Raw genomic sequence first — 12,821 nt, 5'->3', positions numbered from 1 at the left:
GGCAGTGCTGCGGGGCCTGATCAGATCCCGGCCAGGGCCAGGTCCATGGCGAAGTAGGTGAAGATCAGATCGGCACCGGCGCGCTTGATCGAACCCAGGGTTTCGCGCACCACTCGCTGCTCGTCGATGGCGCCGGCCTGGGCGCCGAACTTGATCATCGCGTACTCGCCGCTGACCTGGTACGCCGCCACCGGCAGGCGCGAAGCCTCGCGGATGTCGCGGATGATGTCCAGGTAGGCCCCGGCGGGCTTGACCATCAGCGAGTCGGCGCCTTCCTGCTCGTCCAGCAAGGACTCGCGCACCGCTTCGCGGCGGTTCATCGGGTTCATCTGGTAGCTCTTGCGATCGCCCTTGAGCGCGCTGCCGCCGGCTTCACGGAACGGGCCATAGAGCGCCGAGGCGAACTTGGTGGAATAGGCCATGATCGGCGTCTGGGTGAAGCCGGCGGCGTCCAGGGCGCGGCGGATGGCCTGGACCTGACCGTCCATGGCCGCCGACGGCGCGATCACATCGGCGCCGGCACGGGCCGCGGCCACCGCCTGCTTGCCGAGGTTGAGCAGGGTCTGGTCGTTGTCCACTTCATGGCCGTGCATCACGCCACAGTGGCCGTGATCGGTGTATTCGCAGAAGCAGGTGTCGGACATCACGATCATCTCCGGCACCGCATCCTTGGCGATGCGCGACATGCGCGACACCAGGCCGTTTTCCTTCCAGGTATCGCTGCCGTCGCAGTCCAGGTGGTGGGAGACGCCGAAGGTCATCACCGACTTGATCCCGGCGCGGGCGTAGCGCTCGATCTCGCCGGCCAACCTGGATTCGGGAATGCGCATCACCCCGGGCATGCTCTTGATCGGCACGAAATCGTCGATTTCTTCCTCGACGAAAATCGGCAGCACCAGGTCGTTGAGGGTGAATTCGGTTTCCTGGAACAGGCTGCGCAGTTGTTCGGAGCGACGCAGGCGACGCGGACGGGCTTCTGGGAACTGGCTGGACATGATTTTTCCTAAGGCTGAGCGCGAAACAACACGAGCTATGGCGAAAAAAGGCTGAAAGCTTATGCCCGCAGCCGCCCCGGTACAAACCCGCACGGCTCAAGAGAGTCTTGCCCAAGCCGTAACAATGCCCTTGAGGCCCCGCGATCCAGGGGGTATCGGCCACTCGACGCGGCCAGCCTGCGACCATCTGACGCAACAGCGGCAGCCGCCATTGAAAAACCTACGTGCGACAAATCCGGCGGTTGACCGCTTGCAGCAGCTCCTGGCTCCCGCACGGGTGTGCACACTACGGCGGCTCACTGCCCTGCAAATTGAGGGTGTAGTCCTTCAGAGGCGTTTTGAAGTAGGCCATGCCGGTATCGTCAACCTTTCCCCTGAGCACGATTTTCTTGATCCGGTCGGCAACTTCATCGGCAGCGTTTTCGGACTGAATCGTCGCTTCGATGCACTCGCCAGGCCGGTAACCCACAGTTCGAACGATCAGATTGAGATCGACGTAATGGTCAGCCTCGCGGCCCACCACGCGACGATTTTCCGGGCCCTGGGTCCAATATATCTCCACGACTTTGCCGGCTGATGGCTTGACCGGCAGGTTGCACGTGGCATTCACCGCCACGCCGTTGTCCCCTGGCGTGGCCGCCACGCTGGCGGATGCCGCGGATTCGCTGCGCGGTGTATTACCAGGCAAGGTTGCCGGGCCGGGCGGTTGTTTGACCGCTGTGGTTTGTGCAATGCAAAGCAGTGGATCAAGCGCCAGCAAACCCAGCAGGCCTGCCCGCAGCATCCAGCCCTTCCAGGACACAACCTGGGCCCAGGCGCACAGGAGCCGTGCCGGCTTGTGCGTGCCGGTGCCTGCAAAATCGCCAGGTGCCAGCGCGCTCATGGATGCCTCGGTCCAGTGGGCGAAGGTGTGTTCTCGCACGTTTGCTCACTGCTTGGGAAAAGCCGCAGGTGCCCTTCGATGCAGGTTCGTGCCGTGCCGCCGATCCAGATTTCATCGCCGATCTGTTCCACGTCAATCCGCCCTGCCCGGCCCATGCTCAGGCCCTGGCTGACGCGGTAGCGAGCCGGTGCCAGCCCGGCGCCCAGCAACCACTGGGCGATGCCGGCATTGAGGCTGCCGGTGGCCGGGTCTTCGGGCATGCCATCACCGGCGATAAAGGCCCGTACCTCGAACTGCGCGTCGCTGTCATCACGCTCGGGGTCACAGGGCGCGATCACCCCGACCGCCAGACCGATCAGCGCCGGGTAGTCCGGTTGCAGGTCCAGCACCTGCTGGCGTTCGCCGAGCATCACCGCCAGCCAGCCGGCGCCGTTGTCGACCCACTGCGCCTGCACGATGTCCCCGGGCGTAAGGCGCAGGCCACGGCGCACCTGCTCCAGCACCTGGGGCTCCACCGGGCCGGCCTTGAGCAGCGGCGGCGCGAGAAAGGCCAACTGATCGCCCTGGCGGCGGATGCGCACCAGGCCCACTTCGCACTCCTGGATGATCTCCTCGCCCCGGGGCACGCCGCCGGCTTCGAGCCAGGCGTGGCAACTGCCCAGGGTCGGGTGGCCGGCGAAGGGCAATTCCTGGGTGGTGGTGAAGATCCGCAGGCGGTAGTCGGCCCGGGGATCGCGGGGCTGGAGCAGAAAGGTGGTTTCGCTGAGGTTGGTCCAGTTGGCGAAGGTGGCCATGCGCTCGGTGCTGAGCTCGTCAGCGTTGAATACCACGGCCAAGGGGTTGCCTTTGAGGGGAGTCGAGCTGAAGACATCGACTTGCTTGAAACTTAAGGGGCGCATGCAAAAATTCCTGTTTCTTAATAAGGCCCAGCGTTATGAGGCACAACGTTGGCTGTAGCCGCTGCCGAGCCAGGGTGAGGCTGCGAAAGAGCGGGCTGCGTTCGGTACGCAGGCCCTGGCTGGGCGCCCCCAGACACCCCCCTGGCATTCTTGGGATCGCCGCCACCGCTGCGCGCTCGTGCACAGCCTGCGGCTGCGGCTACAGGGCGTGCGTGCGTCAAGAAATCTTGGGAATCTCCAACCCGCGGATCACCGCCGGGCGCGCCACGAATTTGGCCAGCACTCGCTTGACCTCGGGGAAGTTGTCGATGCCCACCAATTCACCCGCCTCATAGAACCCGATCAGATTGCGAATCCACGGAAAGGTCGCGATATCGGCAATGGTGTAGCGCTCGCCCATGATCCACTCGCGCCCCCCCAGGTGCTTGTCCAGCACCCCCAGCAGACGCTTGGCCTCGTTCACGTAGCGCTCCAGCGGCCGCTTGTCCTCGTACTCCCTGCCGGCAAACTTGTTGAAGAACCCCACCTGCCCGAACATCGGGCCGATGCCGCCCATCTGGAACATCAGCCACTGGATGGTTTCATAACGCGCCGCCGACTCCTGGGCCAGCAGTTGCCCGCTCTTGTCCGCCAGGTAGATCAGGATCGCCCCCGACTCGAACAGCGCCAGCGGCTGGTCCCCCGGGCCGTGGGGGTCGAGAATCGCCGGGATCTTGTTGTTCGGGCTGACACTGAGGAACTCCGGGGTCATCTGGTCCTGGGTCTCGAAGCTGACCCGATGCGCCTCGTAGGGCAGGCCGATCTCTTCGAGCATGATCGAGACCTTGACCCCGTTGGGGGTCGGCAAGGAATACAACTGAATCCACTCAGGGAATTGCGCAGGCCATTTCTGGGTGACGGCAAAGGCGGAAAGATCGCTCATGACAGGCTTCCAGTCTCAATCAAAAGGGGGCGGCGCCACGGATGGGCAACGGCGGGGAATTATCCGCCGGGTTTTCTTAAATCGGCAACATGCAGCGCTTAAGCTGCCTGCAATCGAACCAAAAGCCGTTCAGGGACTCATAAGCCACGGCCCGATCAGGCCATGAGCAACGACAGGGAACATGGGTTTGTCAGCCTCACGCATCGCACTTGAAGAATGACCGCACCATGAACCTGCCCCGCCGCCTTGCCCGCCACTTCAAGCACCGCCGCTACCTGCCGTTGCCGGCCCTGTTGCTGGGCGGCGCCCTGTGCCTGTCCCTGGAATCCAGCGCCAGCCGCGCGCAACCGGTGGACGGCACCCAGACCCTGGTGTTCCTGCGCCACGCGGAAAAGCCCGCCGGCGGCCTCGGGCAGCTCAACTGCCAGGGCCTGAACCGGGCCATCGACCTGGCCTCGCTGCTGCCGGAGAAATTCGGCAAGGCGCAGTACGTGTTCGCCGCCAACCCCACGCGCAACGTCGAGGAAGGCGAGCTGGACAACTCCTACAGCTATATCCGCCCGCTGATGACCATCAGCCCCAGCGCCATCAAGCTCGGCCTGCCGGTGAACATCGACTTTGCCGCCAATGACACCAGCGACCTGGCGGACGAGCTGCTGCATGACCGCTACCACAACTCGATCATCTACACCGCCTGGTCCCACGGCTACCTGCCGGAGCTGATCAACAAGGTCGCCGAAGAAGCCGTGGGCGAGAAGCGCCCGATTACCGAGGATTGGGCCTCCAGCGACTTCGACTCGCTGTACGTGCTGACCCTGACCTGGCGCAACGGCAAGGCCAGCCTGCACAGCCAGAGCTACAAACAGGGCCTGGACGGCGGCGAGCAGGATTGCCCGAGCTGATCAGCCCAGGGCGTCGAGCAACCGGTACCAGGCTATCCCCGCTCCCAGGTAGAGGCGTTGCAGGCCGTGCAGCGGAATCGGCCGCAATGGCGTGACCGGGAAAGGAAAACCCTGCCCCGCTCCCGTCAGCCGCGCCGCCAGGTGCTTGCCCAGCAGGGTCGACAAGGCAATGCCGCGCCCGTTGTAGCCCAGCAGGATCGACAGCCCCGGCGCCGGCTCGTGCAACTGCGGCAGAAAACTCGGGGTCAGGGCCACGCGCCCGCTCCAGCGATACTCGATGGGGACGCCCGCCAATTGCGGAAACAGGTTCAGCAACGAACGCTCCAGGTGGTTCCAGTCGGCATCCCGGCGCGGCTCGGAAAACGGCCCGCGCCCACCCAGCAGCAGGCGCCCCTGGGCGTCCTGCTTGAAATACAGCAGCAGGCGCCGGGCATCGGAACACACCTCGCCGCCCGGCAGGATGCTCTGGCGCAGCTCGGCAGGCAGCGGCCGGGTGGCGATGATGAAACTGTTGGCGGCGATCACCGTCTGGCGCAACCCCGGCCACAAGTCGTCGGTGTAGCCATTGGTCGCCAGCAGTACCTTCGAGGCACGCACCCGAGCGCTGCGGTCGGTCTCCAGGGTCCAGCGCCCGCCATCGCGCTGCAGCTTCCGGACCCGGCTCTGGCCGTGAATGCTCACCCCCAGCCCCATCGCCACCCGGGCCAGGCCCCGGGCGTAGTTCAGCGGGTGCAGGCTGCCGGCCCGCGGGTCGACCCAGCCGCCCAGGTATTGCGAACTGCCGATGCGCTGGCTCACGGCGGCCTTGTCCAGCAACTCCACGGCCACGCCGCGCTGGCGCCACTGCTCGGCGCGCTGCTCCAGGGTGTGCATCGCCGCGCCGGAAAACGCCGGCTGGATCCAGCCCTTGCGGGTGGCGTCGCAGCGAATGCCGTGTTCCTTGATCAGCTCGAACACTTCATCGGCCGCGCCACCCACGGCATCGATCAGCGCCTCGCCCTGTACCGGGCCGAACTTGGCCAGCAGTTGCTCGGGGTCGAACTTGAGCCCGGGGATCACTTGCCCACCGTTGCGCCCGGAGGCGCCCCAACCGGGCTCGCCGGCATCCAGCACACAGACGCTGGCGCCGCTCTGGGCCAGGCGCAGGGCGCTCACCAGCCCGGTGTAGCCGGCGCCGACAATCGCCACATCGACCTCCCGGTCCTCGGCCAGTGCCGGGGTGTGCTCGGCCGGCCTGGCCGTGGCGGCCCACAGCGAGGGCGGCATGCGCAGGGTCTGGGACACACTCATGCCTGCACCTCCGTGCCCTGGTTGAGCAGGCGCCGCAGGAAGTCCTGGGTGCGCGGATGGCTCGGGGTGCTGAGCACGGTACGCGCCGGCCCGGCCTCGACGATGCGCCCGCTGTGGAGGAAGCACACCTGGTCTGCCACGTCCTGGGCAAAGCCCATTTCATGGGTGACCACGATCATGGTCATGCCCTCGTCGGCCAGCTTGCGCATCACCGCCAGCACCTCGCCCACCAGTTCCGGGTCCAGCGCCGAAGTCGGTTCGTCGAAGAGAATCGCCTCCGGGTCCATGGCCAGCGCCCGGGCAATGGCCACCCGTTGCTGCTGGCCGCCGGAGAGCTCGTCCGGGTAGGCGTGCATGCGATGGGCCAGGCCGACCTTTTCCAGCAGCGCCTCGGCCCGCAGGCGTGCTTGCCGGGGGTCCTGTTTCTTGACGTAGATCGGCCCCTCGGTGACGTTCTGCAAGGCCGTGCGATGGGGAAACAGGTTGAAGCGCTGGAACACCATGGCCACCCGGGTACGCAGTTCATGGATGCTCTTGGCCTGCCGGTCGACCCGCGCCCCGCTCACCAGGATGTCGCCCTGCTCGTAGCTTTCCAGGCCGTTGATGCAGCGCAGCAGGGTCGACTTGCCGGACCCCGAGGGCCCGATCAGGCACACCACTTCACCGCTGTGCACCTGTAGGTCGATGCCTTCGAGCACCGCCACGTTGCCAAAGCTCTTGTGTACGCCCTTGATCTGGATCATGGCTTTCTCCGGGTGCTGATGCGCGCTTCCAGGCGGCGCAGGGCAAAGGACAGCGGCAGGCTCAGGGCCAGGTAGAGCAAGGCCACCAGGGTGTAGACGGTCATGTTCTCGAAGGTCGAGGAAGCGATCAGCTGCCCGGCCCGGGTCATCTCGGCCACGGTGATGGTCGACACCAGGGACGAGTCCTTGAGCATCATCACCAGGGTGTTGCCGTAGGGCGGCAAGGCGATGCGCAGGGCCTGGGGCAGTACCACCCGACGCATGATCATCGGCCCGCGCATGCCGATGGATTCGGCGGCCTCGATCTGCCCCTGGTGGATGGCCTGGATACCGGCGCGGAAGTTTTCCGCCTGGTACGCCGAGTAGGCGATGCCCAGGCCGATCACCCCGGCCTGCATGGCGGTGAGCTGGATGCCGAAATCCGGCAGCACGAAGTAGATGTAAAACAGCTGGACGATGATCGGCAGCCCGCGAATGACGTTGACCACGCCGATGGCGAACAACGCCACCGAGCGCACCTTGGACACCATCATCAAGGCGAAGACCAGGCCGATCAGCGAGCTGAGCACGAAGGAGCCAACGGTGACCTGCAGGGTGACCACTGCGCCTTTCAACAGAATGGGCAGGAAGTCCAGAGCGTTCTGGAGAAACATGGAGAGACCCGTTTAATCAGCAGGAAAGGGACCCGGGCCAGGCGCCGGGCCGCGACTGGATCAGTTGAGCTTCCAGTGCTCGATGATGCGGTCCAGGGTACCGTCGGCCTTGATCGCGGCGATCCCGCGATTGACCTCGGCCAGGGTCTGGGCATCGCCCTTGCGCACGATCAGGCAGACATCGCCCATGACCACCGGCTGGTAGCCCTTGACCAGCCGCACCTTGTTCTGGGTGCCCTGGGCCAGTTGGTAGGCGAGGATCGGCCGGTCGGCGAAACCGGCCTTGATCCGCCCCAGGGCCAGGTCGCGCATCAGATCGGGAATCGAGTCGTAGCCGCGCACTTCCTTGAAGATCCCGCGCTTGTTCAACTCGTCGATAAACACCGTGCCGACCTGGGCGCCGACGGTTTCCCCGGCCAGGTCCTCCATGCGGCGGTAGTCGCTGGCGTCGTCGGCCTTGACGATCAGGCCCTCGCCGTAGCTGAACACCGGGTCGGAGTACTGCACCACTTTCTCGCGCACCGGGGTGCGCAGCATGGCAGCGGAAATGATGTCGATCTTGTTCGAGGTCAGTGAGGGGATCAGTGCGGCGAAGGTGGTCTGCTGGATGTCCACGGCGAAACCGCCGGCCTTGCCCACGGCCCGGGCGGCATCGATCATCATGCCCTCGATGCTCTGGCTCTTGACGTCAAGGAAGGTGAAGGGAATGCCGGTGGCGGTGGCCCCGACCTTGTACAGCGGCTCGGCCTGGGCCGACGCCGAAAGGCCCAGGCCAAGGGCGCAACAGAATGCGAAAACAGCGGGTGCAAGGACGCGAGTGCGGGTGTGCATGGCGAATCTCCCATTGGACGGTTTTATTGTTTGAAGTCCGTGATGGATAGCCTCTGTTGTGGAAGGCAGGAGGCATGAGCCCGACTATAAACAATTTACAAAAATCGTAAAGAGATTTATAAATATCGAATATCGATATTCAAAACACAAAATAACCTGAAAGGACTGGTCATGAGCGATAACAACAACTCCCTTTTCAACCAGTCACTGGAGAAAGGCCTGGCGGTGCTGCGGGCCTTCAACGCCGCGCAACGGACCATGAACCTGGCGGAAATCGCCACGGCCGCCGACATCAACAAAAGCTCGGCGCAGCGCATGATCCACACCCTGGAACAGCTGGGCTACGTGCGTAAGCACCCGCAGACCAAGCGCTTCCAGCTGACCCCGCGGGTGATGGAGATCGGCTACAACTACCTGGCCGCCGACACCCTGGTGGACGTGGCCAACCCCTTCCTCGCCGAGCTGGCCCAGGTCACCGGGGAAACCACCAACCTCACCGAGCCCGATGGCCTGGACATGGTCTATGTAGCGCGCTTCGTGGCGCCCAAGTTCATCCCCATCCACATGCCCATCGGCAGTCGTATCCCGATGTACTGCACCGGCTCGGGCCGCGCCTACCTCAGCGCCCTGCCCGCCGCCGAGGCCTTGCAGATCCTCCAGGCCAGCGACCGCAAGGCCCACACCCGGCACACCCGCACCGACCTGGACGAGATCCAGCGCGAGATCGACGCCACCCAGCGCCGCGGCTATGCCCTGAACCCGGAAGAACTGTTCCTGGGCGACATGGCGATAGCCGCGCCCATCCTCGATGGCAAGGGCTTGCCGGTGGCCGCGGTGCACGTGGTGGTGCCCAGCAGCCGCTGGACCCTGGAAGAAGCCGAACGCAAGCTCGCGCCCTCGGTGATCGAATGCGCCAGGGCCATCCGCACCTCGATTCGCACCCTTTGAAAATCACTCTCCTGTAGCCGCTGCCGCAGGCTCGGGCCGCGTTCGGACGAACGGCCCGTAGGGACGCGACGCTCTCAAGGCCGACAGAGTTCCGACGGGGGATCGCCAGGCAAGGCCCTGCGGGCCTTTGCGCAGCCTCGCTGACGCTCGGCAGCGGCTACAGGGCCAGTGCCGATCAAGGATTTGTGTAGCCGCTACCACAGGCTCGGGCCGCGTTCGGACGAACGGCTCGCAGGGACGCGGCGTTCTCAAGGCCGATGAGCTCCCGACGGGGGATCGCCAGGCAAGGCCGGACGAGATCGGTTCGCAGCGCGCCGGCGCCAGCGGCTACAATTCGCGCTTATTGTCTTCGTGCGGAATACCTTTCATGTCCAACCTCGCCTCCACCCAGCCCAACCGCGGCTGGGCGTTCTGGTGCAAACCCCTGCTGTTCCTGCTGGTCGCCGCCATCGGCCTGTATTACGTGAAGTGGTCGCCCTACTACCTCAAGGCCTTTGTCGCCGCCGACAGCCACAGCATCGGAGCCTCGATCCTCAACGATCAGCAGAGCTCGCCCTGGAGCGCCGCCCTGGCCTATTCCCAGGTGTACTTCCTGGCCATCTGGAAGGCTGCGGTGCTGGCGGTGATCCTGGGTTCCCTGCTGCAGGTGCTGATTCCCCGGGATTGGCTGCTGCGCCTGTTCGGCCGCGCCGGCTTCGGCTCGACCCTGCGCGGCGGGCTGTTCGCCCTGCCGGGCATGATGTGTTCCTGCTGCGCCGCGCCGGTGGCTGCTGGCCTGCGCCGGCAGAAGGTTTCGGTGGGTGCGGCCCTGGCGTTCTGGATCGCCAACCCGGTGCTCAACCCGGCCACCCTGGTGTTCATGGGCTTTGTCCTGGGCTGGGGCTTTTCCGCCCTGCGCTTGGTGGCGGGCATTGTCCTGGTGTTGGGCGTGTCCTTGGTGGCGCAGCGTGTCGCCGGCCCCGAGCAACTGCCCGAAGCCGCGGTGGATGCGGTGGTGGAAGCCAGCACGGTGAACGACCAGCCGTTCCTCAGCCGCTGGGGCAAGACCCTGTGGCAACTGTTCTGGAGCACCATTCCGATCTACGTACTGGCGGTACTGGTGCTGGGCGCGGCGCGGGTCTGGCTGTTTCCGCATATCGACGGCGCCATGGGTGACAGCCTGTGGTGGCTGGTGCCGCTGGCGATCGCCGGGACCCTGTTCGTGATCCCCACGGCGGCAGAGATTCCCATCGTCCAGACCATGATGACCCTGGGCCTGGGCACCGGGCCTGCGGTGGCCCTGCTGATGACCCTGCCGAGCATCAGCCTGCCGTCGCTGCTGATGCTGCGCAAGGATTTCGATGCCCGGGTACTGGTGACCGTGGCCGTGCTGACCATGCTGGTGGGGATTGTCTGCGGGTTGATTGGTGCGGTGTTGTTGTAGGGCTGGAGGGCCCTTTCGCTGGCAAGCCAGCTCCTACGGTCGGTGGGGAGCTGCCCATGTAGGAGCCGGCTTGCCGGCGAAGGCGATCTCGCGGGCCCCTTCGCTGGCAAGCCAGCTCCTACGGTCGGTGGGAGCGGCCCTGCAGGAGCCGGCTTGCCGGCGAACGAATCAGCGCGGTGAGCGCTGGCGCAGGTAATCGAGCACGGCGCCGTGCTCGCCGCTGAACTCGATCCGCGCGCCCTTGCTCTCGCGCTGGAAGGCGTACATCGGGTCGTAGTATTCACCCAGCAAGCCTTTGATCCAGGCCCGGTGCCGTTCCACGTCGCCGCTGCGGGCCTGTTCCGCCAGCGCGGCTTCCATCAGCAGGAACAGGCGCTGGTGACGCTCGCCACCGAGGCGCTTGTGGATCTTGTTCAGGCTTTCCAGCAGGCGCTCGGCGAACAGCGCGAAGCCCTGTTCGCCATGCACCGCCACAAACTCGGCGCAGAGGTTGACCACGTAGTCGTCAAGGATCCTTTGCACCCGGTTGGCCAGGCTGTCCTCCAGCCAGACCATGGGCAAGCCCTGCATGCTCTGGTACAGCGGCAGCGGCAAGGCGCAACTGCCGATCATGCGGTTCTCGTCTTCCAGAACAAAGCTCTGCACGCCGCGCTCACGCTTTTTCAGCAGGTCCACCGCCAGGCAGTTTTCGAAGTCGATGTTGCTCGGCTGGCCGGTGGCGCGGCGGCCGAAGCTGGAGCCGCGGTGGTTGGCGTGGCCTTCCAGGTCCAGGGCGTTGTCCAACTGGCCCAGCACTTGGGTCTTGCCGGTGCCGGTCATGCCCCCCAGGAGGACGAAATCGCACTGCTGCAGGGCCTGCTCGGTGGTGTCCAGGAGGAAGGTACGCATGGCCTTGTAGCCGCCGCCGACCCGCGGGTAAGCGATGCCTGCTTCGTCCTTGAGCCACTGCTGGACGATCTGCGAGCGCAGGCCGCCGCGAAAGCAGTACAGCAGGCCGTCGGGATGGGCCCGGGCAAAATCCGCCCAGGCCTGGATGCGCTGTTCCTTGATCGCGCCGGACACCAGTTGATGCCCCAGGACAATCGCCGCCTGCTGGCCCTGCTGCTTGTAGCAGGTGCCGACCCGTTGGCGCTCCTGGTCGGTCATCAGGGGCAGGTTGAGCACCCCGGGAAAGGCGCCCTTGGTGAATTCGATCGGCGCGCGGGTGTCCATCATCGGCCGGTCGTTGAGGAAGATCTCGCGGTAGTCGGTGCAGTCCAGAGACATCAGAACACCTCGACCGCGTGGCTCTGTCGCTCTACCAGCTCGCCAATCGGCGCCAGTTCCAGGCCCAGTTCCGCCGCCAGGGCCAGGAATTCGGCATTGCCTTGCGGGGTTACCGCCACCAGCAGCCCGCCACTGGTCTGCGGGTCGCAGAGCACGCGCTTGTGCAGTTCCTGCACTCGCCCGACCTTGTCGGCGTAGCTGCTGTAGTTGCGCAAGGTGCCACCGGGCACACAGCCCTGGTCCAGGTAGTATTCGACCCCCGGCAGGCGCGGTACGCGGTCGTAGTGAATGCGCGCGGTCAGGCCACTGCCGTCGGCCATTTCCACCAGGTGCCCGAGCAGGCCGAAACCGGTGACGTCGGTCATCGCGGTCACCCCTTCGAGCTTGCCGAAACGGCTGCCGGGCTTGTTCAGGGTGCACATCCAGTCCCGGGCCAGGCCGATGTCGGCGCTGCGCAGCTTGCCCTTTTTCTCGGCGGTGGTGAGCACGCCGATCCCCAGGGGCTTGGTCAGGTACAGCAGGCAACCGGCGGTGGCGGTGTCGTTGCGCTTCATGAAGCGCTTTTCCACCAGCCCGGTGACCGCCAGGCCGAAGATCGGCTCCGGCGCATCGATGGAGTGCCCGCCCGCAAGAGGAATGCCCGCGGCGTCGCATACGGCGCGGCCGCCGCGGATCACCTCCCGGGCGATTTCCGGGGCCAGCACGTTCACCGGCCAGCCGAGAATGGCAATCGCCATCAGCGGGTCGCCGCCCATGGCGTAGATGTCGCTGATGGCGTTGGTGGCGGCGATGCGGCCGAAGTCGAAGGGGTCGTCGACGATGGGCATGAAGAAGTCGGTGGTGGAGACCACGCCGCGCTCTTCATCGATGGCGTACACCGCCGCGTCATCGCGCGAGGCATTGCCGACCCAGAGCTTGGGGTCGAGGTTCTGCGCCCCGCTGCCGGCCAGGATCACCTCCAGTACCTGGGGGGAAATCTTGCAGCCGCAACCGGCTCCGTGGCTGTACTGGGTCAGGCGAATCGGCTCGCTCATGGGGCACCTCGTCAAGTCTGGGACGGGGATTC

Annotated in this window: 13 protein-coding genes; 3 read left to right on the top strand and 10 right to left on the bottom strand. The window is 65.5% G+C overall.

From position 1 onward, the window contains the following. Nucleotides 1-20: 20 nt before the first annotated feature. The 4 genes from hemB to PFLCHA0_RS11750 form a co-directional block, all read right to left on the bottom strand. On the bottom strand, nucleotides 21-995 hold the full coding sequence (gene hemB / locus PFLCHA0_RS11765) for a porphobilinogen synthase (RefSeq protein WP_015635078.1): 975 nt from the start codon (nucleotides 993-995) through the stop codon (nucleotides 21-23). A gap of 286 nt (nucleotides 996-1,281) precedes the next feature. Continuing rightward, complete coding sequence (locus PFLCHA0_RS11760) at nucleotides 1,282-1,878, bottom strand: hypothetical protein (RefSeq protein ID WP_041752143.1); 597 nt, start codon at nucleotides 1,876-1,878, stop codon at nucleotides 1,282-1,284. After that, the gene (locus PFLCHA0_RS11755; protein ID WP_015635076.1) at nucleotides 1,875-2,777 is read right to left on the bottom strand and encodes a PhzF family phenazine biosynthesis protein; all 903 of its coding nucleotides are present in this window, start codon (nucleotides 2,775-2,777) and stop codon (nucleotides 1,875-1,877) included. The genes PFLCHA0_RS11760 and PFLCHA0_RS11755 overlap by 4 nt, the downstream gene beginning before the upstream one ends. Nucleotides 2,778-2,994: 217 nt before the next feature. Continuing rightward, a complete protein-coding gene (locus PFLCHA0_RS11750; protein WP_015635075.1) occupies nucleotides 2,995-3,699 on the bottom strand; it encodes a glutathione binding-like protein in 705 nt (234 codons plus the stop codon). A 227-nt stretch (nucleotides 3,700-3,926) separates the two neighbouring features. Between PFLCHA0_RS11750 and PFLCHA0_RS11745 the strand changes: the two genes are divergently transcribed. Further along, a complete protein-coding gene (locus PFLCHA0_RS11745) occupies nucleotides 3,927-4,601 on the top strand; it encodes a hypothetical protein (RefSeq protein WP_015635074.1) in 675 nt (224 codons plus the stop codon). Here the strand turns inward: PFLCHA0_RS11745 and PFLCHA0_RS11740 are convergent, their stop codons facing one another. From PFLCHA0_RS11740 to PFLCHA0_RS11725, 4 genes are read right to left on the bottom strand one after another with little or no spacing between them, the layout of a single operon-like run. Beyond that, the gene (locus tag PFLCHA0_RS11740) at nucleotides 4,602-5,891 is read right to left on the bottom strand and encodes an NAD(P)/FAD-dependent oxidoreductase (RefSeq protein WP_015635073.1); all 1,290 of its coding nucleotides are present in this window, start codon (nucleotides 5,889-5,891) and stop codon (nucleotides 4,602-4,604) included. After that, nucleotides 5,888-6,634: an amino acid ABC transporter ATP-binding protein gene (locus tag PFLCHA0_RS11735; protein ID WP_015635072.1), complete on the bottom strand. Its 747-nt coding sequence runs from the start codon at nucleotides 6,632-6,634 to the stop codon at nucleotides 5,888-5,890. Before PFLCHA0_RS11735 ends, PFLCHA0_RS11740 begins: the two co-directional genes overlap by 4 nt. Then, nucleotides 6,631-7,287, bottom strand: coding sequence for an amino acid ABC transporter permease (locus tag PFLCHA0_RS11730; RefSeq protein ID WP_011060581.1), 657 nt, complete (start codon nucleotides 7,285-7,287; stop codon nucleotides 6,631-6,633). The genes PFLCHA0_RS11735 and PFLCHA0_RS11730 overlap by 4 nt, the downstream gene beginning before the upstream one ends. 60 nt (nucleotides 7,288-7,347) lie before the next feature. Further along, nucleotides 7,348-8,118 carry an ABC transporter substrate-binding protein gene (locus tag PFLCHA0_RS11725; protein ID WP_015635071.1) on the bottom strand — a complete coding sequence of 257 codons (771 nt, stop codon included), beginning with the start codon at nucleotides 8,116-8,118 and terminating at the stop codon, nucleotides 7,348-7,350. A gap of 171 nt (nucleotides 8,119-8,289) precedes the next feature. On the opposite strand from PFLCHA0_RS11725, the gene PFLCHA0_RS11720 reads away from it, so the two are divergent. Both PFLCHA0_RS11720 and PFLCHA0_RS11715 read left to right on the top strand, forming a co-directional pair. Further along, complete coding sequence (locus PFLCHA0_RS11720) at nucleotides 8,290-9,066, top strand: IclR family transcriptional regulator (RefSeq protein WP_011060579.1); 777 nt, start codon at nucleotides 8,290-8,292, stop codon at nucleotides 9,064-9,066. Between the two features lie 367 nt (nucleotides 9,067-9,433). Beyond that, nucleotides 9,434-10,489 (top strand): permease, encoded by a 1,056-nt coding sequence (locus tag PFLCHA0_RS11715; RefSeq protein ID WP_015635070.1) that lies wholly within the window; start codon nucleotides 9,434-9,436, stop codon nucleotides 10,487-10,489. 168 nt (nucleotides 10,490-10,657) lie between these two features. Here PFLCHA0_RS11715 and mnmH read toward each other — a convergent pair whose 3' ends face one another. Then, the gene (gene mnmH, locus PFLCHA0_RS11710; RefSeq protein WP_015635069.1) at nucleotides 10,658-11,755 is read right to left on the bottom strand and encodes a tRNA 2-selenouridine(34) synthase MnmH; all 1,098 of its coding nucleotides are present in this window, start codon (nucleotides 11,753-11,755) and stop codon (nucleotides 10,658-10,660) included. Next, nucleotides 11,755-12,789 (bottom strand): selenide, water dikinase SelD, encoded by a 1,035-nt coding sequence (selD, locus tag PFLCHA0_RS11705; RefSeq protein ID WP_015635068.1) that lies wholly within the window; start codon nucleotides 12,787-12,789, stop codon nucleotides 11,755-11,757. The genes mnmH and selD overlap by 1 nt, the downstream gene beginning before the upstream one ends. Nucleotides 12,790-12,821 lie beyond the last annotated feature (32 nt).

Source organism: Pseudomonas protegens CHA0, from assembly GCF_000397205.1.
GTDB lineage: Bacteria > Pseudomonadota > Gammaproteobacteria > Pseudomonadales > Pseudomonadaceae > Aquipseudomonas > Aquipseudomonas protegens.
The sequence above is the reverse complement of the archived record's forward strand: the minus strand, read 5'-3'. Positions and strand labels throughout refer to the sequence as shown.

Coding starts and splice junctions, on each gene's coding strand:
- PFLCHA0_RS11750 (WP_015635075.1), bottom strand. CDS start 3,699: ATGAGCGATCTTTCCGCCTTTGCCGTCACCCAGAAATGGCCTGCGCAA.
- hemB (WP_015635078.1), bottom strand. CDS start 995: ATGTCCAGCCAGTTCCCAGAAGCCCGTCCGCGTCGCCTGCGTCGCTCC.
- PFLCHA0_RS11720 (WP_011060579.1), top strand. CDS start 8,290: ATGAGCGATAACAACAACTCCCTTTTCAACCAGTCACTGGAGAAAGGC.
- PFLCHA0_RS11735 (WP_015635072.1), bottom strand. CDS start 6,634: ATGATCCAGATCAAGGGCGTACACAAGAGCTTTGGCAACGTGGCGGTG.
- selD (WP_015635068.1), bottom strand. CDS start 12,789: ATGAGCGAGCCGATTCGCCTGACCCAGTACAGCCACGGAGCCGGTTGC.
- PFLCHA0_RS11755 (WP_015635076.1), bottom strand. CDS start 2,777: ATGCGCCCCTTAAGTTTCAAGCAAGTCGATGTCTTCAGCTCGACTCCC.
- mnmH (WP_015635069.1), bottom strand. CDS start 11,755: ATGTCTCTGGACTGCACCGACTACCGCGAGATCTTCCTCAACGACCGG.
- PFLCHA0_RS11760 (WP_041752143.1), bottom strand. CDS start 1,878: ATGAGCGCGCTGGCACCTGGCGATTTTGCAGGCACCGGCACGCACAAG.
- PFLCHA0_RS11730 (WP_011060581.1), bottom strand. CDS start 7,287: ATGTTTCTCCAGAACGCTCTGGACTTCCTGCCCATTCTGTTGAAAGGC.
- PFLCHA0_RS11715 (WP_015635070.1), top strand. CDS start 9,434: ATGTCCAACCTCGCCTCCACCCAGCCCAACCGCGGCTGGGCGTTCTGG.
- PFLCHA0_RS11740 (WP_015635073.1), bottom strand. CDS start 5,891: ATGAGTGTGTCCCAGACCCTGCGCATGCCGCCCTCGCTGTGGGCCGCC.
- PFLCHA0_RS11745 (WP_015635074.1), top strand. CDS start 3,927: ATGAACCTGCCCCGCCGCCTTGCCCGCCACTTCAAGCACCGCCGCTAC.
- PFLCHA0_RS11725 (WP_015635071.1), bottom strand. CDS start 8,118: ATGCACACCCGCACTCGCGTCCTTGCACCCGCTGTTTTCGCATTCTGT.